General features: G+C 43.4%; 19 protein-coding genes, 2 tRNA genes, 1 other RNA gene and 1 pseudogene. 15 read left to right on the top strand and 8 right to left on the bottom strand.

All coding sequences use genetic code 11. From position 1 onward, the window contains the following. Positions 1-124: 124 nt before the first annotated feature. On the bottom strand, positions 125-1,225 hold the full coding sequence (locus J699_RS00355) for an outer membrane protein assembly factor BamD (RefSeq protein WP_032882996.1): 1,101 nt from the start codon (positions 1,223-1,225) through the stop codon (positions 125-127). 71 nt (positions 1,226-1,296) lie between these two features. Here J699_RS00355 and rluD point away from each other — a divergent pair, with 71 nt between their 5' ends. From rluD to J699_RS00370, 3 genes are all read left to right on the top strand, one after another. Further along, a complete protein-coding gene (gene rluD / locus J699_RS00360) occupies positions 1,297-2,346 on the top strand; it encodes a 23S rRNA pseudouridine(1911/1915/1917) synthase RluD (RefSeq protein ID WP_032868283.1) in 1,050 nt (349 codons plus the stop codon). Positions 2,347-2,507: 161 nt separating this feature from the next. After that, entirely contained in the window at positions 2,508-3,248 is a 741-nt protein-coding gene (gene pgeF, locus J699_RS00365; RefSeq protein WP_032867915.1) for a peptidoglycan editing factor PgeF, read from the top strand. A gap of 84 nt (positions 3,249-3,332) precedes the next feature. After that, a complete protein-coding gene (locus tag J699_RS00370) occupies positions 3,333-3,899 on the top strand; it encodes a flavodoxin family protein (RefSeq protein WP_005229035.1) in 567 nt (188 codons plus the stop codon). Between the two features lie 46 nt (positions 3,900-3,945). Here the strand turns inward: J699_RS00370 and smpB are convergent, their stop codons facing one another. Next, entirely contained in the window at positions 3,946-4,422 is a 477-nt protein-coding gene (gene smpB, locus J699_RS00375; RefSeq protein WP_005229036.1) for an SsrA-binding protein SmpB, read from the bottom strand. Between the two features lie 129 nt (positions 4,423-4,551). Between smpB and coaD the strand changes: the two genes are divergently transcribed. From coaD to J699_RS00385, 4 genes are all read left to right on the top strand, one after another. Then, the gene (coaD, locus tag J699_RS00380; protein WP_004770918.1) at positions 4,552-5,043 is read left to right on the top strand and encodes a pantetheine-phosphate adenylyltransferase; all 492 of its coding nucleotides are present in this window, start codon (positions 4,552-4,554) and stop codon (positions 5,041-5,043) included. Between the two features lies 1 nt (position 5,044). Next, entirely contained in the window at positions 5,045-5,308 is a 264-nt protein-coding gene (locus J699_RS0218945; RefSeq protein ID WP_005229038.1) for a YfhL family 4Fe-4S dicluster ferredoxin, read from the top strand. 26 nt (positions 5,309-5,334) lie between these two features. After that, positions 5,335-5,690, top strand: an RNA gene (rnpB, locus tag J699_RS19010) — RNase P RNA component class A. Positions 5,691-5,752: 62 nt separating this feature from the next. Further along, a tRNA-Met gene (locus J699_RS00385) sits at positions 5,753-5,829 on the top strand. Between the two features lie 45 nt (positions 5,830-5,874). Here the strand turns inward: J699_RS00385 and J699_RS00390 are convergent. Further along, the gene (locus J699_RS00390; protein WP_009507109.1) at positions 5,875-6,342 is read right to left on the bottom strand and encodes an Lrp/AsnC family transcriptional regulator; all 468 of its coding nucleotides are present in this window, start codon (positions 6,340-6,342) and stop codon (positions 5,875-5,877) included. 120 nt (positions 6,343-6,462) lie between these two features. Between J699_RS00390 and J699_RS00395 the strand changes: the two genes are divergently transcribed. Continuing rightward, positions 6,463-7,317: an EamA family transporter gene (locus tag J699_RS00395; RefSeq protein ID WP_032868281.1), complete on the top strand. Its 855-nt coding sequence runs from the start codon at positions 6,463-6,465 to the stop codon at positions 7,315-7,317. Positions 7,318-7,505: 188 nt separating this feature from the next. Then, positions 7,506-7,582: transfer RNA gene (locus tag J699_RS00400), tRNA-Met, on the top strand. 106 nt (positions 7,583-7,688) lie between these two features. Here J699_RS00400 and J699_RS00405 read toward each other — a convergent pair. Together J699_RS00405 and J699_RS00410 are read right to left on the bottom strand one after the other, a co-directional pair. Next, on the bottom strand, positions 7,689-8,720 hold the full coding sequence (locus J699_RS00405; RefSeq protein ID WP_032867914.1) for a hypothetical protein: 1,032 nt from the start codon (positions 8,718-8,720) through the stop codon (positions 7,689-7,691). Further along, positions 8,713-10,338, bottom strand: a complete 1,626-nt coding sequence (locus J699_RS00410) for an NAD+ synthase (RefSeq protein ID WP_032882994.1) — start codon at positions 10,336-10,338, stop codon at positions 8,713-8,715. The genes J699_RS00405 and J699_RS00410 overlap by 8 nt, the downstream gene beginning before the upstream one ends. Before the next feature lie 718 nt (positions 10,339-11,056). Between J699_RS00410 and J699_RS19665 the strand changes: the two genes are divergently transcribed. Further along, complete coding sequence (locus J699_RS19665) at positions 11,057-11,218, top strand: hypothetical protein (protein WP_005229043.1); 162 nt, start codon at positions 11,057-11,059, stop codon at positions 11,216-11,218. Between the two features lie 54 nt (positions 11,219-11,272). Here J699_RS19665 and J699_RS00415 read toward each other — a convergent pair whose 3' ends face one another. The 3 genes from J699_RS00415 to J699_RS00425 are packed head-to-tail and all read right to left on the bottom strand — an operon-like array spanning position 11,273 to position 13,561. Then, a complete protein-coding gene (locus tag J699_RS00415) occupies positions 11,273-11,797 on the bottom strand; it encodes a hypothetical protein (protein ID WP_009507034.1) in 525 nt (174 codons plus the stop codon). A 60-nt stretch (positions 11,798-11,857) separates the two neighbouring features. Continuing rightward, positions 11,858-12,310 carry a CopD family protein gene (locus J699_RS00420; RefSeq protein WP_032867909.1) on the bottom strand — a complete coding sequence of 151 codons (453 nt, stop codon included), beginning with the start codon at positions 12,308-12,310 and terminating at the stop codon, positions 11,858-11,860. Between the two features lie 21 nt (positions 12,311-12,331). Then, on the bottom strand, positions 12,332-13,561 hold the full coding sequence (locus J699_RS00425) for a beta-ketoacyl-ACP synthase II (protein ID WP_004805136.1): 1,230 nt from the start codon (positions 13,559-13,561) through the stop codon (positions 12,332-12,334). A gap of 290 nt (positions 13,562-13,851) precedes the next feature. Here J699_RS00425 and J699_RS00430 point away from each other — a divergent pair. The 5 genes and pseudogenes from J699_RS00430 to tuf form a co-directional block, all read left to right on the top strand. Beyond that, positions 13,852-15,192 (top strand): annotated as a pseudogene (locus J699_RS00430) (EcsC family protein); the annotation flags it as partial. A 428-nt stretch (positions 15,193-15,620) separates the two neighbouring features. Continuing rightward, entirely contained in the window at positions 15,621-15,995 is a 375-nt protein-coding gene (rpsL, locus tag J699_RS00435) for a 30S ribosomal protein S12 (RefSeq protein ID WP_004638184.1), read from the top strand. 160 nt (positions 15,996-16,155) lie between these two features. Further along, on the top strand, positions 16,156-16,626 hold the full coding sequence (gene rpsG / locus J699_RS00440; RefSeq protein ID WP_004655203.1) for a 30S ribosomal protein S7: 471 nt from the start codon (positions 16,156-16,158) through the stop codon (positions 16,624-16,626). A gap of 177 nt (positions 16,627-16,803) precedes the next feature. Further along, on the top strand, positions 16,804-18,942 hold the full coding sequence (gene fusA, locus J699_RS00445; protein ID WP_005229047.1) for an elongation factor G: 2,139 nt from the start codon (positions 16,804-16,806) through the stop codon (positions 18,940-18,942). A 93-nt stretch (positions 18,943-19,035) separates the two neighbouring features. Continuing rightward, positions 19,036-20,226: an elongation factor Tu gene (tuf, locus tag J699_RS00450; protein ID WP_005226388.1), complete on the top strand. Its 1,191-nt coding sequence runs from the start codon at positions 19,036-19,038 to the stop codon at positions 20,224-20,226.

Raw genomic sequence — 20,226 nt, 5'->3', positions numbered from 1 at the left:
GTTAAACCATTTCAGACAGGGAGTAAAACATTGTTGCAGCGCAAAAATGTTAGGAATCATTGTTGCATAAAATAAAAAACAGGCAAGGGAGACTTGCCTGTTTGCTGTATCAGATGATTGCAAATTAGTTTGCAGCATCGTCCTCAGTCGTGGTTTTTGCTTCAGGCTTGTCTAACAGGCCAAAGCTTAAACGGTTTTTCCAGCTTGGTTTGTCTGTACTTGCTGCGGGTGCTTCCGGAGCAGCCACAGGCGCTGGCGCAACGTTTGCTTCAGTTTCAGGTTTATCCAGTAGGCCAAAACTTAAGCGGTTGGTTAAGCTGCGTTGTTCCGTATCGCTTTTGGCTTGTTCTTTCACTTGTACGGTTTTTGATTCACGTCCTAACAGACCTAAAGTGGCACGGTTGACCCAACTACCTTCTTTACGTGCTGCACGTAAATTCACTTCACCATTCGATTTAACTAAATTCGGATAGTTCAGCTTGAGAATTTCAACATATTGTTGAGAGGTCGCCTGATCACCTAATTTTTGATAGCTATATGCCAAAGTGGCTAAAGCTTCAGGGGTTTGCGGAGTTTGTGGGTAATGTTCAATCCCCCATTGTGCGCGTTCAGCGGCAGCCAGCCATGCTTTACGTTCAATGTTGAAACGCGCTGCATTCATTTCACTTTCAGCCAGTTCCTGACCAATAAATTTCATGCGCTGTGCGGCATCTACAGAATACTGGCTACTTGGGAAACGACGGATCAGGTCAACAAAGTTCTGATACGCCACTTTTACATAGCTGACATCACGGTGTGATTGCTGCAATGAAGTGTAACGAATCAGGCTGTCGTAATTCATTTCCATGTTGGCAACGCCACGCACGTAGTAAGCATAGTCAGCATTCGGGTGTTGCGGGTTTAAACGAATAAAACGCTCTGCAAGCGCAATCGTCCCTTCATAATCTTTCTGTTTGAATTTCGCGTAGAGAAGTTCAAGCTGTGCCTGTTGGGTATATTGTCCCGTTGGATAGTAGGTATCTAACGCTTCAAGTGATTTGACCGCATCGGTATATTGATTGCGTTCAAGTGATTTCTGCGCTTTTTCGAAATAAACTTGTTCACTTGATTGTGGTCCTTTATCAACCACTTCTTTCTTACTTGGATTGCTGCTACAGCCCACAAATGCAGACGCTACACCTAAAGATAGTGCAAGCACCGTAATTTTATAACGTGGTAGCGACATAAAAACTCCTCTGTTATTCTGGGCAATGAGCTACAATGGTGCTATTAAACCATTTTTGTACCGATCATCAAATGACTTCAGCACAATCTTCCAATTCAAACATCTCTGAAACAGATTTCTTACTCGAAGATTCTGTCGATGCAGATAATCATAATTCTGACTCAACTGCAACACGTTTATCGTTGCAAATTCAACTCGATGAAAACTATTTAGGGCAACGTATTGATCAGGTTGCCGCAATGGTGTGGAGCGAGTTTTCACGGGAAAAACTCAAGCAATGGATGAAAGACGGCCATCTGTTGGTAAATGGTAACATTGTGAAGCCGAAGTACCGCTGTGAAGGAAATGAGCTCTTGACACTTGAAGTTGAGCTTGAAGCGCAAACCTCAAGCCAGCCAGAAAACATTCCGTTAAATATTGTCTACGAAGATGACGATATCATCGTGATCAATAAAGAAGTCGGCATGGTGGTGCACCCGGGTGCAGGTAATCCATCTGGAACTTTGGTAAATGCATTGCTTTATCATGAACCAAAACTGGCCGAACTTTCTCGTGCCGGTCTGGTGCATCGTATTGATAAAGACACCAGTGGTTTACTGGTGGTGGCTAAAAACCTGGAAGCTCAGTTTTCACTGAGTAAGCAACTGGCAAAGAAAACGGTTTATCGCGTTTATGATCTGATTGCCTACGGCAATATCATCGCAGGTGGGACCATTGATGAGCCGATCAAACGTCATCCAGTGGATCGTGTCAAAATGGCAATCTTGCCGGGCGGTCGTGATGCGGTGACTCACTATAATGTGAAAGAGCGCTTCCGTGACTTTACCCGTGTCCAGGCCCAGCTTGAAACAGGACGTACTCACCAGATTCGCGTCCATTTTAGTTATTTAGGTCATGGTCTGGTTGGAGATCCGGTATATATCAACCGTGTGCGTTTTCCTGCAGGTGCTTCAGAAAAGTTAAGTAATATGTTGCGTAACTTTAAACGTCAGGCCTTACATGCAGCCAAACTGGGTCTGGTGCATCCGCGCACAGGCGAAGAAATGATGTTTGAAGCGCCGTGGCCAGAAGACTTCACGCAATTGGTAGAAGTGCTACGCAGTGAAAATGAAGCCTATTAACTGAAGCGCTAGCTCCCTCTAAACCTTCCTCCTTAAAGGATACTTTGGTGAATTTAATGCCTTACAGTGCTTTAAATTTCCTTCTCTTTGAGGAGATGAGGAACGATTATAGTTCCGCAAGGGAGAGGTTGAGGGTAGAAAAGAGAGCTCTGGAGATATTTATGGAATTTGTACAAGGTCTGCCCCAAGGTGTTTTTGTCGGCCAAACACGCATTGACCATCCAGACACAGTCGCAACGCCGAATCAGAGTTTGTCAGGGTTTAATCTGGCTTTGCATGTCAATGATGAGGCGCAGCGTGTTCAGCAACATCGTATGATCTTGCTGAATCAACTGAGTGAATTCGGCGTGGATAAAATCACCTGGATGACGCAAACCCACAGCACCATTTGTCATACCGTGAATGAACAAATTCCATTTGTTGCCCTTGAGGGCGATGGTCTGGTCACACAACGTGCCGGTCATGCCTTAATGATGATGACTGCTGATTGTCTGCCTGTGGTCTTGGGCAATGCTGAAGGGACTGAAGTTGCCAATCTGCATGCCGGCTGGCGCGGTTTGGCGGCAGGCATTGTGGAAAATACAATCGCTGAAATGCAGTCTCAGCCGAGTTGGGCATGGTTAGGCGCCGCCATTAGCCAGCCATGCTTTGAAGTCGGGGCAGAAGTCAAGGCTGCTTTCTGTGAGAAATATCCTGAACTGGCATCTGCATTTATGGCAGGGCAGGTCGAGGGGAAATATCAGGCAGATCTGTATGCAATCGCTCGTTTTATCTTAAAGCGTTTGGGCGTGGAAAAGGTGCTGGGGGGTGATCAGTGTTCGTATCAGCAAGCTGAAGATTACTTTTCCTATCGCCGTGATGCCAAAACGGGTCGCATGGCCAGCTTTGTATTTATGCAATAAATTGCCGGCATTGCATTGCCGATTGGCCTAGTCGCGTTTAAAAATGTTAAACTTGATCTAATTCCTTGGTTTTTTAAATTTTCCATGTCTGTTATTGAGTTGAATTCTTCCCAGGTCAAAGTGTGTGTGGTTTATCACAGTCCTTATGGGCACACGGCCAAAGTTGCGCAATACATTGCTCAGGGCGCAGAGCAGGCAGGTGCCGAAGTGCATCTGTTATCTGTGGCTGCACCGCAATGGGACTTGCTCGATCAGGCGGATGTGATTGTCATGGGCTGCCCAACCTATATGGGAAGCTTAACTTCTGCCTTGAAACAGTTTATGGAAGATTCCTCCAAACGCTGGTTGGCGCGTACCTGGCAAGGCAAACTGGCTGCCGGTTTTACCAATGGCGGTGGACTCAGCGGTGATAAGCTGGCCGTATTGCAGCAGATTAATTTATTTGCAATGCAGCATGGCATGTTATGGGCAGGTTTGCCGTTTATGCCAACTGGGCGTGGTCAATCGGATATTAACCGGATGTCGAGCTTTCTCGGTTTAATGACGCAATCAGACAATGCCAGTGTTGAAGTAACGCCGCCAGAAGGTGATCTGGAAACAGCACGCAAGTTTGGCCAATATCTGACTGAATTAAGACTCAAACATGTGTAAGTTGAAGATCGAAATAAAAAAAACCTCCATAAATTGGAGGTTTTTTTTATTTATGCAGGATACGTGCTTTATCACGCTGCCAGTCACGGTCTTTTTCGGTCGCACGCTTGTCATGTAATTGCTTACCTTTTACCAGGGCAATTTCAAGCTTGACCAGATGACCTTTCCAGTAACATGCCAATGGTACACATGAATAACCTTTTTGATTGACTGCACCGAGTAGTTTTTCCAGCTCACGGCGAGACAATAGCAACTTGCGGGTGCGGGTTGCTTCTGGAACCACATGTGTTGATGCAGACAGTAACGGCTGAATTTGTGAACCAAATAAATAAGCTTCACCATTTTTAAAAATGACATAGCTTTCCGTCAGGCTCATACGCCCAGCGCGTAGGGATTTTACTTCCCAGCCTTGGAGAGACATGCCTGCTTCAAATTTTTCTTCGATAAAGTAATCGTGGCGCGCTCTTTTGTTTTGAGCAATCGTGCCACCATTATGTTTTTTTACAACTGTTGCTTGCGCCATAATTCAAACTTCCACAATTGCTTCTATTGTGCCGCAAAACGCAATCTTTTTCCAATGTTTAGGAATTTCGCGTTTAGGCTGAAGATTTGTTAAAATACGCACCTTATCTCATTCACTAGAGTACACCGCATGTCTAAAACACGTGTGATTTATCCGGGGACTTTTGATCCAATAACCAATGGACATGTTGATTTGGTTGCAAGAGCATCAAAAATGTTTGATGAAGTTGTGGTTGCCATTGCGATTGGTCATCATAAAAATCCGGTATTTAGTTTAGAAGAGCGTGTTGAATTGGCAAAAGCCTCACTCAGTCATTTGAACAATGTTGAGTTTGTCGGTTTTGATGGCTTACTGGTCAATTTTTTCCGTGAACAGCGTGCGACAGCAGTACTGCGTGGTTTAAGAGCAATTTCAGATTTTGAATATGAATTTCAACTGGCCAATATGAACCGTCAGCTTGATCCACATTTTGAATCGGTATTTTTAACTCCATCTGAGCAATATTCATTTATTTCATCGACACTGGTGAGAGAAATTGCCCGTTTAAAAGGTGATGTAAACAAATTTGTGCCTGCGGTTGTGGTCGAGGCCTTTGAACGTAAACATCAACAAGGTTGGTAACGTGTCTTTATATATTACAGATGAATGCATTAACTGCGATGTCTGTGAACCTGTCTGTCCCAATGACGCCATTTATATGGGTGAGCTGATTTATGAGATTGATCCTGCACTGTGTACAGAGTGCATCGGACATCATGATCAGCCACAGTGTCAGTTATTTTGCCCGGTCGACTGTATTCCGTTAGATCCTCAGCATGTGGAATCGCATGATGAGTTGATGGAGAAATATAAAAAGCTGACTGCGCAAAAAAATGCAAGCAATTAACAGCGAACTTTGGTAAGATGCGCCACGAAGTGGGCCGGACGGTCGCTGCTGTGGAGGTCTCCGTGACTGAAGCAGGGGAGGAAAGTCCGGGCTTCAAAGGGCAAGGTGCCAGGTAACGCCTGGGCGGCGAAAGCCGACGGCAAGTGCAGCAGAGAGTAGACCGCCTCATTCGTGAGGTAAGGGTGAAAGGGTGCGGTAAGAGCGCACCGCGTGTCTGGTAACAGTTCACGGCAAGGTAAACCCCACCTGAAGCAAGACCAAATAGGAATCCTGAGGCACGGCCCGTGCTGGATTCGGGTAGGTCGCTTGAGCGTATGAGTGATTGTACGCCTAGAGGAATGATCGTCCTCGACAGAACCCGGCTTATAGGCCCACTTCTTAAATTTTTTGAAAATTGTGCTTGACGTGTGTAGCGAAAGTTAAGATAATGCGCCCACAGTTTTCGGCTATGTAGCTCAGTTGGTTAGAGCACCGCACTCATAATGCGGGGGTCACAAGTTCAAGTCTCGTCATAGCCACCATTTTATAGACCACGCTCCTGCGTGGTCTCTTTTTATCTGCTGTTTTTAAATCGATAACTCTAATCCGACTTTGACCCGATCTAAAACGATCAGTGTCCGATAAGTGCTGACATCCTGATTATCTGCAAAGTGCTTGCGTACCAAGGCCTCAAAATGGGATAAGGTATCGGAAATCATAATGATAATAAAAGAAACGCCACCATTGACGAAATAACACTGCTGGATCTCATCGACATGGGCAAAATATTGTTTGGCCCGATCCATCACGATAGAACGGTCTTCTGCTAAACGCACTTCAATAATTGATGTAATTTTTTCGCCAAACTTTTTGGGGTTGAGTACAGCGCAATTTTTCTCAATCACCTGTTCTTGTTCAAGCCTGGCAATACGCCGCTGTACTGACGCTTGGGAGAGATTGACCAGTTCGGCTATTTTCCGATGTGACATTTTATTATCGTGTTGCAATTGTCTTAAAATTGCATAATCGAACTGATCCAATGAAATGTCTGACACGATTAAACCTCTCATCCTAAGAATAATAAAGCGTAATTTACTCGTATTCTTGCATAAAATTGCAGAATTAAACGGAGAGGTGTGAATTAAAATTGCATCTCTATATTACGGGGCATGGTCATGGTCGGACTGGATTCGCGACAAAGCATTGCATTTCTCGCTGCGACATTATCGTTGGTGTCTGTACAGATCGGAGCATCAGTGGCCAAAACCCTGTTTCCGGTTTTAGGCCCAGAAACAGTTGCGTTGGTTCGTCTTGGCATAGCCGCCATTCTTCTCTGTGTTATTTTCAGGCCGTGGCAATTGTTCTATCAGCAGACCAACTGGCGCAATCTGGTGATTTACGGCATGTTTATCAGTGGAATGAATGTATTGGTTTATAAGGCTTTTGCTTATATGTCGGTTGGTCTTGCAATTTCCATAGAAGTTCTCGGTCCGTTGACTGTTGCGATGTTAATGTCCAAGCGTAAGCAGGACTTGCTGTGGGCCGGATGTGCATTGATTGGAATCGTCATATTGCCATTGGGAGGCGTTAACCAGAATTTTAGTTACCAAGGCATGGGGTTGGCATTGGCGGCGGCGATCTGCTGGGGGTTGTATATCATCTATGGACGACGAGTTGCTTCTGCTGGTGGCAGTTCTGTCGCCGTCGGAATGTTGGTGGCGGCGTTATGTGCTCTTCCTGTGGGTTTTCAGCATTTAGATTTAGTGGTGAGCTCCTATAAGGTCTTCTTTACCTGCGTATTTGTTTCCTTATTCTCAAGCATGATTCCTTTTTTGCTGGATATTGTGGCGATGAAAAGACTGGCTGCACATGTGTTTGGGATGTTACTTAGCGCTTCACCTGCGATTAGCGCTGTAGCTGCATGGTGCATTTTGGGAGAAGCATTGAATCTTTATCAGATTCTGGCAATTATCATGATTATGGTGGCGTGCATTGGCTGTTCCTACGCGTCTTATCGGGAAAAACATTAAGCCGAAAAGAAGTATTCAGAGCAATATCGGCTGGAAGATGAGGGGGAAATTGCTATCAGAACAGACTTTGAGTTAAAAATATACAGTTGATAATATCTTTGTGCAAAAACCACGCATATGTCTTCTGTTTTCAAGATCATAGACTTGACCCGTTGCACGTAACGCTAGATAATGCGCACACAGTTTACGGCTATGTAGCTCAGTTGGTTAGAGCACCGCACTCATAATGCGGGGGTCACAAGTTCAAGTCTCGTCATAGCCACCATTTTAAAAACCACGCTCCTGCGTGGTTTCTTTTTATCTATATATATGATTTGAAAATAATGGATACGTATATAAGCCTGTAAATGATCTATTTACAGGCTTTATTTTTATAGGTGTTTTTCGATGGCGGCGAGCGTGTCAGCGCTGTCATAGAACGGTTTCAGGATCAGGGTAATGATCGGTTCGAGGACACCGTGCTGATCTAAAGCGGCCACAACTTTGGGATAAAAACGCACTGCCTCATTCAGCAGGTCGGCTTCTTCCAGTCCAATGGCAGCAAAGACATCGGCCAGACTTTCATCTTTATAGAAATCATAAAAGACTTTGACGCCGTAAAGGATTAAATCCTGTATGAATGCGGACTGGCGTAATTCTTTCCAGTATTCATAAATCATGACAAAGAATTCTTCCACATCCAGTGGCGTGACCTGTTTGGTATATTCTGATAAAGGTTTGGCTTTATTGTCATCCCAGACATTACGCGCCAGACTTTCCAGATCGTCATTAGACAGCAGACTAAGATCGGCCAGCTGTTCTTGAATAAACCGGGCAATACTTTCTTCAATTTTCTGTTCAATACGCTGTTGCTGGCGATGTGAAAAGCTTTTTAGTTTTTGTTGCCACTCATATTTACTTTCTGAAATTCTATCGTCATCTGACTGAGTAAATAATTTAGGTAGTTTGTTTTGTAAGGTTGTGGTCGCAATGTATTGGCATAATTGCTGAATAGAAGGGCTTTCTTTTAGAAACTGGTTTAAATAATGACGGATATTTTCAAGTTCCAGAAACTTGGACAGCCACATTTCAAACTGATGGTCTGAAAATACATCTTGTAACTGGGCTGATGACTGTAGCGAAAACACATGCAGTCTTTGGGCAATCTCGCCAATAAATTCCAGTAAGCCTGCACCCAGCTGCATTTCAAAAGCATAACGTTTGACCACAGCCTGAATCTGCGCTAATTCGACCACTTCTTTGAGTTGAATATGGGGTGCATGTTGCAGAAAGAGCTGGATAAATTGCTGGAAGAAATCAGCGGAAAGTTGTGTTGTAAGTTGATTTTTATAAAACTTAACTTGCTCAAGCAAAAGTGCTTGAGCAAGTAATTGTGACTTTTCAGAAACAATTTTTTCAGTCATTCGCGGTCCATCCGTTGACGATCGGGTAGCGTCGTTCACGACTGAAAGCACGTGAACTGATCCGCGGCCCAATCGCGCCCTGACGACGCTTGTATTCATTACGATCTACCAGACGAATTACTTTTTCGACTACATCGCTTTCATAACCTTTGGCAATGATATCGGCCTGGCTGAGATCTTCTTCTATATAAGCATACAAGATGGCATCAAGTACATCATAAGCAGGTAATGAATCCTGATCTTTTTGATCTGGACGGAGTTCTGCTGACGGTGGACGGCTAATCACACGTGCCGGGATAACGGGGGTGTCTTCCAGTGTGTTACGGTATTTTGCCAGTTCAAACACGATCGTTTTGTAGACATCTTTAAGCACCGAGAAGCCACCGACCATATCACCATAAAGTGTGCAGTAACCGACTGAAATCTCGGATTTGTTGCCTGTCGCAAGAACAAGGTTGCCAAATTTATTAGATAGGCCCATCAGCAGGGTACCACGGGTACGTGCCTGCAGGTTTTCTTCTGTCGCATCCGCAGGGGCATTGCCGAAGAACGGGAATAGGGTTTGCATGAAGCTATTCACGATTGGATGAATCTCAGCAATACCGAAAGTCACGCCCATACGACGTGCCTGCTCAGTCGCATCTTCAACACTCATTTGTGAAGTGTAGGTATACGGCATCATCACGGCCTGGACTTTGTCTGCCCCAATCGCATCAACAGCAATTGCCAAGGTTAATGCTGAATCGATCCCGCCAGATAAACCTAAAATAACCCCAGGGAAACCTGAGCGTTGTACATAGTCACGGGTTGCCATGACCAATGCTTGATAAATTTCAGCAAAGGTTTCTAAAGCTGGAACTGCTGCAGCTGTCTTGAACTGTTTTTGTTCTGCATCATATTCAGCAAAATGAACAGCTTCCTGGAAACTCGGTGCCTGTAATGCCAGCTCACCGCTATTGTTGCTGACAAAGCTGGAACCATCAAAGATCAGGTCATCTTGACCGCCAACCTGGTTGACATAAACAATATTAAGGTGCAACTGTTTCGCCAATTCATTCAGGGTCTGAATACGGTGCTGTGGTTTACCCACTTCATAAGGCGAAGCATTGAGTACCAGCACGGTTTCAACATTGAGCTGGCCAAGCTGCTTAACCGTGTTGAGTGACCAGACATCTTCACAAATCAGGACGCCAAATTTATGACCGAGATATTCAAAAACAAGGTGCTGATGGCCTTCCTGGAAGTAACGTTTCTCGTCAAACACACCGTAATTTGGCAGGTTATGTTTGTTATAAATACCCAGTACCTGACCGTCTTTCATTACCGCAGCAGAATTATAACGGTGACCATCTTCAGTCTGATGTACAAAGCCAAATACCATCACGATATCTTTGACTTCACTTAGCTGGGCAAAAGCTTTTTGAGTACGTTTTTGAAGATTTGGGCGAAGCACTAAATCTTCCGCAGGGTAACCGATGGTTGAAAGTTCTGGAAAGATGATCAAATCAGCCTGTTGTTGTTTCGCTAAATTTGCTTGCTCAATCATCTTTTGAGTATTTGAGTCAACATTGCCAATATGCGGAGAGAACTGAGCAAGGGCAATTTTAAAATTTTTCATTCAAACCTAATCCTAAGTCTTAACAAGTTTTGATACACAAGTTTTTGATTTATATAAGTATAGTTGTTAAAAACGATTGTATATCATGGCGCCAAACATTTTATATCTTAAAGAAAAATGACAAGTTTACTAATATATACTAAATGCGCATTTTTCTGCGTAAAAATAACGAGTTTTTCTGTATGAAAAAGCAACATTTCTCAATGTTTAGGTAGTTATGGTGCATGATTGTGAATAAATTGAATATAACCACATCAAGTTTTTTTCATGTCATCTTCGCCTATTGAGATGACATCCCGGTGACAAGTGCAATAAATTCTAAAATTTCTAATAAAAAGAGCGGCTTTGATAAAGCTATTAAATAATTCAAAAAAATGAGGAACAGCTGTACCTGATAAAAAATATATTTATTTCAATTGCTTGTTTAATTTTTGTATGTTTTATATACCGTTTATCGGGAATATCTTTGCTACACTTGAGTGTACATTTGTGCACTGCTATGATCCTGATTAATGTGAATGGCTATACACTTTGAGCTTACTCAAGTGTATTGCAACACTTAAATCAAGAGGTGGTTGATATGTCAGTTTTATTATTTCCAGTTATTGCGTTTGGTTTAGCGGTTGTGGTTGGTCGTATCGGTACGGTCATGTTCCGTGAACAAGAACCACAAGCTTAAATATCAGATTCTCTTTTAAATAACATGAGGTGAGAGATTATGAGTTCAACGATTTTATTGCCAGTGATCGCTTTGGGTTTAGCGATAGGCTTTGGACGTATGGGTACCATTGTTAAGGATGCAATGCGTGTAGATTTTACAACAGATATGGATGTCGATCATGAACCTGCTAATGAAACTGGCAAAGGCACAGCTGCATAACACCCGTTGCGATGCTTTAACTTAAAAAGCCCTGTATAGAATGACAGGGCTTTTTTATTTTTTCAGAATAATATTGGGAATTTTCTTGAAGAAGATATCGCGTGCAATATCTCCCTGTTGTTCGATGTTGTAGCTGGAAAAGGCTTTATCGGGTTCGAATTGATATTGATAAGGATCGTATGTTTTAAAACTGAGATAATAGCCCAATTGCAGCATTGCTCCTTTAAAAATGACATGGACCTGTTGCTGAAACTGTAAGACATGAGCCAGCTCATGAATAAAAATCCCTTGTAAGGGGGCAGAGCACTTTGAATAATCCGCACTAAAATATTTTTGATGTACAAATAAATTGCCATTTGGTGCCATAAATATATTTACGGGTTGCCAAGGCAGATAGGGAATATTAAAAACTTTGACCTGTGCATAATCAATCAGGTCACCAAACACAGGACGTGCAATTTCAATCTCGCCAGAGCTTAAGCCGCGATAGTGAAACTGATTCATTTTGAGATGTACGATCAAGTTTGCAATGAACCAGTTATTTATTTGTCTTAGCGCCTGTTGAAGTGCTTTGATCATCTGAATTTCAAGTATGAAAATTGATAGGACGTATTGAATTCTAAAATAAAAAAACCTCAGTTAGAACTGAGGTTTTACCACAACCAGAACAACCACCGCAAATAAGATCAGAGTCGGCATCTCATTAAAGAAGCGCCAGAACTTATGAGTTTTGTAGTGGGCATTGCCAATCAGTTTTTTACGATAATAACCACATACTAGGTGATAAATTACCAACAGACCGACCAGACCGACCTTGAGATAAAACCATAAGGCTTCATGATAATGCCGGGTTGCATCACCCCAGTCGACCAGAAAGTGGGCGGTAATTAATGTGGCAATCATGGACGGCCACATAATCCCGCGATACAACTTACGTTCCATCACTTCAAAGCGTTGATGACTGACGGCATCTTCACTCATGGCATGATAAACATAAAGGCGTGGTAAGTAGAACAAAGCAGCGAACCAGCAAACCACGGCAATAATATGTAATGCTTTTACCCACAAGAAAGCATCAGAAGGTGCATCCATCGATAATCCTGCTAAGCGGGATTATGCATCCCACTTCTTGAAAATAAGGCAGGCGTTTACACCGCCAAAACCAAAACTGTTACTCATGACAGTATTCAGTTTTGCATCACGTTTTTCAAGTACAATATCGAAACCTTGTGCACCTTCATCCAGCTCAGTCACGTTGATGTTCGGTGCAATAAAGTCATTTTGCATCATCAATACAGAATAAATCGCTTCCTGAACACCTGCAGCACCCAAGCTATGGCCAGTCATCGATTTGGTTGAGCTGAGTGGTGGAACCTGACCTTCACCAAATGCACGTTCCATCGCTTTCAGCTCAGTCACGTCACCTGCCGGTGTTGATGTGCCGTGAGTATTGACATAGTCAATCTGCTCGACGCCATGCTGCTTTGCTTCATCCAGTGCCATGATGATACAGCGTGTTGCGCCTTCACCACTTGGTGCAACCATGTCGGCACCATCACTATTTGCTGCATAACCAATCACTTCGGCAAGGATATTGGCACCACGTGCCTGTGCGTGTTCAAGTGATTCAAGCACGACGAAACCGCCACCGCCAGCAATAACGAAACCGTCACGGTCTTTTGAATATGGGCGTGAAGCAGTTTCCGGGGTGTCATTATATTTTGAACACAATGCACCCATCGCATCAAACAGCAAGCTTTGTGACCAGTGATCTTCTTCACCACCACCCGCAAGCATGAGATCCTGTTTACCCAATTGAATCAGGTTATAAGCATAACCAATTGCATCGGCAGAAGTTGCACATGCACTGGTAATCGAATGCGCCACACCTTGAAGTTTAAAGGCAACACCAACGTTTGCAGTAATGGTATTTGACATGTTGCGCGGCACGAAGAAAGGACCGATTTTACGTGCACCTTTTTCTTCTAGCAGTTTGATCATTTCTGCAACAGAGGCAGTTGAGTTACCACCAGAACCACCGGCAATACCGTAGCGTGGATTATTTGCCAAATCTTCTTGTTTTAGTCCCGCATGCTCAACTGCTGCGACTGCCGCGTTATAGGCATACATGGCGCAAACACCCATAAAACGTTTCAGTTTGCGGTCAATGCCATCAAAATCCTGTTCAGCTGCAGCGCTAACATGGCTCTTGAAATTCAGTTCTGCATAAGTTGGGTTTAAACGTGTGCCTGAGATTCCATTTTTTAAAGAATGAGTGACCTCTTCTAAAGAGTTACCGATACATGAGTTAATGCCCATACCAGTGATTACAACACGTTTCATTTACAGATCCCTTTTATGGTAATACTTAAGCCCTGTGCATCTCGCTATGAATACAAATCAGGAGAAAATAACGATTAGAATGGCTTATGAGTGAATGACACCATGATAGCAGAAAGGTTTTTTATTTCTTATGGCAAATCTTATGCCTATTTCCAGTTGTGTAAATATTCGTAAATATTGCAGTTCTGGTGACGAAACGTAATGAAAGTACACACATAAAAGTTGAGATAAATCTGCATTCAACCTAGTATTTACCTAGAAATTCACATATTACACAACAGAGGTTCTTGATGACAAAATCTAAAAACAAGCAATCTTCAGGTTTATTTGCACAAGCCTTTGGAGTGGCTAAAAAGCTCAGTTCTGAATTACAAAAATTTCAAGTAGCGCCGATTACATCTGGGGCGGAACTTGCAAACACTTCCAAGACGGTTGAAGGAAAAGCTCGTTTTAAAAGCCCGTTTGAAGTGGAAAAATATGAAAGTCCACAACAAATGTTACGTCAGCAATTTCCTAAACTTTCACATCAGTTTCTAGGTCGTCATTACACGCGCGTAAACAGTATCGCGTCTTTCGTATCGCCTGATCTGGGAGAAAAAGCCTCTGACTATTTATTCCAGTGGCTGAACGAGTTCAGTTCGAATAGTTCCCTGACTGAAAAAATCCTTGAAGAAGCAGGGGTCAAGGATATTATCGAACTCACCAAAGATACAGGTCGTTCCCAACGTTTAAGTCAGGCCCTGATTGAGCAGAATAAATTATTGGCAGCTGTTCAGGGTGCGGTCACAGGGGCAACAGGTGTATGGGGCGCAGCCATCGATATTCCTGCATCAATTGTTTTGACCTTGCGAACCATTTATCAGACAGGGCGTTCCCATGGCTTTGATTTGTCGGAAGAAGCCGATCAAGAGATTGTGGCGTTTATCTTTAAGGAAATTGATCTAAGTCTAGTTGCTGAAAAACAAACCCTGCTGGTGGCTTTAAAAGCCTTGAAGTCAATGCTGGAAACACACGACCTGCAACAGTTTCAGCAACTACTCGGATCGAATAATGATTTTGATTTGGTCAAGAAGTGGCTGGGAGATGAACAAGGACAATTTAAATTTGGCTGGTTAAACCGTGTTCCTCAAGTTTCCGTGGTCGGTAAGCTAACCCCTGTTGCCGGAGCTGTGTTGAGCGGTTTTTATAGCTGGAGACTGCTGGAAGATGTCGGGCACAAATCACAAGCTATTTTTGGTGCAGCGCGTTTCTATTTAAATGAGCACCCGGATGAAAACATTTCTCCACTGGAAGCCTACTATAAAGCCGAGACTTTATTGAAAAAGGCAGCACCGCGCTTATTAAATACAAGTGGGGAAGAGGTTAAGCAGGGTGTGATTTCAGATGCACCAAAAAATGATGTCATTAGCAGTGTTTCAATTCAGGCCAAAGATAGTGATGTTGCCAAAACGCCGGTTGATGAGAAGGTAGAGCAAGGAATTCAACAGCTTGCAGAACAGCATGTGGCTGAACATGAACATACTGAACAGCAACCTGCGTTGAAGACAGAACAGGATCAGACTCTGGATGGGGAGGGGGCTGAGGTTGCCACTGAACAGAAGCCGGATAATGTAGAGCCTGCTGCTACGCAGACTACAGCTTCAGATGCGCCAAAGAATGATGTGATTGCCAAGGTTTCGATCCAGGCAAAAGACACGGATGCAGTCAAACCGCCAGTGGATGAAAAAGTAGGGGAAGGAATTCAACAACTTGCAGAGCAGCATGTGGTTGAGCATGAGCATACTGAACAGCAACCCGCATTGAAGGCAGAACAGGAAGAGATTTTCGATGAAGCTGAAGCGCAAGTTGCGCCTGAGCAGAAATCAATTGATGTCGAACCTGCTTCAACAAAACATAGCTAATCATAGGCTGATGTCTTAGACATCAAAACACAACAAACCCAAGAAATGGTCAGCACTAACAATGTTGACCATTTTTACTTCTTAGCTTACAATTATGTGCCCTTAAAAAGAGGTCGTTTTCTTTTTTTAAGGTTGTTTAATAACGGGAGAATTGCCAAATGGCAACAACAAATCAGTTGATCCGTAAGGGTCGTACGACTTTGATTGAAAAATCAAAAGTTCCTGCGTTGAAGGCTTGTCCACAACGTCGTGGTGTATGTACACGTGTTTATACTACTACACCTAAAAAACCTAACTCAGCAATGCGTAAGGTTTGCCGTGTTCGCTTAACTTCAGGTTTTGAAGTATCTAGCTATATCGGTGGTGAAGGCCATAACCTACAAGAGCACAGTGTTGTTCTTATCCGTGGTGGTCGTGTTAAAGACTTACCAGGTGTACGTTACCATACCGTTCGTGGTTCTTTAGACTGTGCTGGCGTTAAAGATCGTAACCAGTCACGTTCTAAATACGGTGCTAAGCGTCCTAAGAAGTAATTCTAGGAAAATAGCCCAAGCAACCCTTTAGCGTTTCGCTTGTTTGAATTCTTCATAGATTTGTAATTCAAGCGACGTATAGTAAGGCCAGCGTCGTGTACATGACACTTGTACAAACTGCTGGATTATCCTGAAGTGTCATATTATTAGGTGTATTAAAATGCCAAGACGTCGCGTAGTCGCTGCTCGTGAGATCCTTCCAGATCCAAAATTTAGCAGCCAAACAATCGCTAAATTCATGAACCACGTAATGCAAGATGGTAAAAAATCTATTGCTGAAAGTATCGTTTACGGTGCTTTAGACCGCGTTCAAGAAAAAAACAAAGTAGACCCAGTTGAATTTTTCGAGACTACTCTTGAAAAAGTTCGTCCTATGGTTGAAGTAAAAGCACGCCGTGTTGGTGGTGCTACTTATCAAGTACCTATGGAAGTACGCCCATCCCGTCGTACTGCTCTAGCGATGCGTTGGTTAGTAGATGCTGCTGCTAAGCGTTCTGAAAAAACGATGGCTTTACGTCTTGCTGGTGAGTTGCTTGATGCAGCTGAAGGTAAAGGTGCAGCGATCAAAAAACGTGAAGACGTGCATCGTATGGCTGAAGCCAACAAAGCCTTCTCTCACTACCGTTTCTAAGCGGATAAAACAGTCCCTAATCAGGAGAATATTCATGCGTACTGCAGCTCGATTCAACATCGCTCTCTATCAAAGTGGAGGCTTTGCGGGTATTTAAGTTGCCTGCTTGGATATTCGTGCGCATCAATTTAATTGATGCGTCCTGTTTTAAATATAACATTTAGGAATGTAGACATCATGGCTCGCCAAACCCCAATTAGTAATTACCGTAACATCGGTATTTCTGCGCACATTGACGCAGGTAAAACAACTACAACAGAACGTATTTTGTTCTACACAGGTGTATCTCACAAAATCGGTGAAGTACACGACGGTGCAGCAACAATGGACTGGATGGAACAAGAGCAAGAGCGTGGTATTACAATTACCTCTGCTGCTACAACTTGTTTCTGGTCTGGTATGGCTAACCAATTCCAACAACACCGTATCAACGTAATTGATACACCGGGACACGTAGACTTCACAATCGAAGTTGAACGTTCTATGCGTGTTCTTGACGGTGCGTGCATGGTTTACTGTGCAGTTGGTGGCGTACAACCTCAGTCTGAAACTGTATGGCGTCAGGCAAACAAATATAAAGTGCCTCGTTTAGCATTCGTGAACAAGATGGACCGTACTGGTGCAAACTTCTTCCGTGCTGTTGAGCAAGTTAAAACACGTTTAGGCGGTAATCCTGTACCTATCGTTGTGCCAATCGGTGCTGAAGATACATTTACAGGTGTAGTTGACCTTATCGAAATGAAAGCGATTATCTGGGATGAAGCATCTCAAGGTATGAAGTTCGAATACGGTGATATTCCTGCTGACCTCGTTGAAACTTCAAACGAATGGCGTACTAAGATGGTTGAAGCTGCGGCTGAAGCATCTGAAGAGTTAATGGACAAGTACCTAGAAGAAGGCGATCTTTCTAAAGAAGAAATCATCGCTGGCTTACGTGCTCGTACATTGGCATCTGAAATTCAAGTTATGCTTTGTGGTTCTGCGTTCAAGAACAAAGGTGTTCAACGTATGTTGGATGCTGTAATTCAATTCTTGCCTTCTCCAACAGAAGTTAAAGCAATTGAAGGTATCCTTGACGACAAAGACGAAACTAAAGCGTCTCGTGAAGCATCTGACGAAGCTCCGTTCTCTGCGCTTGCGTTCAAAATCATGAACGACAAGTTCGTAGGTAACTTAACATTCGTACGTGTTTACTCTGGTGTTCTTAAACAAGGTGATCCGGTTTATAACCCAGTTAAATCTAAGCGTGAACGTATCGGTCGTATCGTGCAAATGCATGCGAACGAACGTCAAGATCTTGATGAAATCCGTGCAGGTGATATCGCAGCGTGTGTAGGTCTTAAAGACGTTACTACGGGTGATACATTATGTGATGAGAAAAACATCATTACACTTGAGCGTATGGAATTCCCAGAGCCAGTAATTTCATTGGCTGTTGAACCAAAAACTAAAGCTGACCAAGAAAAAATGTCAATCGCTTTAGGTCGTTTGGCGAAAGAAGATCCATCGTTCCGCGTTCGTACAGACGAAGAATCTGGTCAAACAATTATTGCTGGTATGGGTGAGCTTCACCTTGACATCATCGTTGACCGTATGAAGCGTGAGTTCAGCGTTGAAGCGAACATTGGTAAACCAATGGTTGCTTACCGTGAAACCATCAAAAAGTCTGTTGAACAAGAAGGTAAGTTTGTTCGTCAAACAGGTGGTAAAGGTAAATTCGGTCATGTATATGTTCGTTTAGAGCCTATGGATGTTGAAGAAGCTGGTAAAGAATACGAATTCGCTGAAGAAGTTGTCGGCGGTACTGTACCTAAAGAATTCTTTGGTGCGGTTGACAAAGGTATTCAAGAACGTATGAAGAATGGTGTATTGGCTGGTTACCCTGTTGTGGGTATCAAAGCGACATTATTCGACGGTTCTTACCACGATGTCGACTCTGATGAATTGTCGTTCAAAATGGCAGGTTCATACGCTTTCCGTGACGGTTTCATGAAAGCAGATCCTATCCTTCTTGAACCAATCATGAAAGTTGAAGTCGAAACTCCAGAAGACTACATGGGCGATATCATGGGTGACTTAAACCGTCGTCGTGGTATGGTTCAGGGTATGGACGATCTTCCTGGCGGAACAAAAGCAATTAAAGCAGAAGTTCCACTTGCTGAGATGTTCGGTTACGCGACTCAAATGCGTTCTATGTCTCAAGGTCGCGCGACTTACTCTATGGAATTCGCTAAATACGCTGAAACTCCACGTAACGTGGCGGAAGGCATCATCGCTAAGTTCCAAGCTGGCGGTAAAAAAGGTGACGACGAGTAATCTTTCGATTACTATATTACCCAACTAAAATTTAGTTAAAAAACCAAGTGCTCATGGGCGACCCTCATGAGCAGTTTATAAAGGAAGATCATCATGGCTAAAGCCAAGTTTGAACGTAATAAACCACACGTAAACGTGGGTACAATTGGTCACGTTGACCATGGTAAAACAACTTTAACTGCTGCGATTGCAACGATCTGTGCAAAAACTTACGGCGGTGAAGCGAAAGATTACTCACAAATCGACTCAGCTCCTGAAGAAAAAGCACGTGGTATTACAATTAATACATCACACGTAGAATACGATTCTCCAATCCGTCACTACGCTCACGTAGACTGCCCGGGCCACGCCGATTATGTTAAAAACATGATTACTGGTGCTGCTCAGATGGACGGCGCGATTCTTGTATGTGCTGCGACTGATGGTCCAATGCCACAAACTCGTGAACACATCCTTCTTTCACGTCAGGTTGGTGTACCTTACATCGTTGTATTCTTGAACAAGTGTGACCTTGTTGATGACGAAGAATTACTTGAATTGGTAGAAATGGAAGTTCGTGAACTTCTTTCTACTTATGACTTCCCAGGTGATGACACTCCAGTTATCCGTGGTTCAGCGCTTAAAGCGTTGGAAGGTGATGCTGGTCAATATGGCGAATCAGCAGTTATCGCTCTTGTTGAAGCGCTTGACTCTTACATTCCAGAACCAGAACGTGCAATCGACAAAGCATTCTTGATGCCAATCGAAGACGTATTCTCAATTTCTGGTCGTGGTACTGTAGTAACAGGCCGTGTAGAAGCTGGTATCGTTAAAGTTGGTGAAGAAGTCGAGATCGTTGGTATTAAAGATACAGTTAAAACAACTGTAACTGGCGTAGAAATGTTCCGTAAACTTCTTGACGAAGGCCGTGCAGGTGAGAACTGTGGTATCTTGCTTCGTGGTACTAAGCGTGAAGACGTACAACGTGGTCAAGTACTTGCTAAACCAGGTACAATCAAGCCGCACACTAAATTCGATGCAGAAGTATACGTACTTTCTAAAGAAGAAGGTGGTCGTCACACTCCATTCCTTAACGGTTACCGTCCACAGTTCTACTTCCGTACAACTGACGTAACTGGCGCGATCAAATTACAAGATGGCGTAGAAATGGTAATGCCTGGTGACAACGTAGAAATGTCAGTAGAGTTAATCCACCCGATCGCAATGGACCCAGGTCTACGTTTTGCGATCCGTGAAGGTGGTCGTACTGTAGGTGCTGGTGTTGTTGCTAAAGTAACTGCATAA

The organism is Acinetobacter sp. 1000160, from assembly GCF_000588715.1.
GTDB lineage: Bacteria > Pseudomonadota > Gammaproteobacteria > Pseudomonadales > Moraxellaceae > Acinetobacter > Acinetobacter courvalinii.
This window is presented reverse-complemented; position numbering and strand designations above follow the sequence as displayed.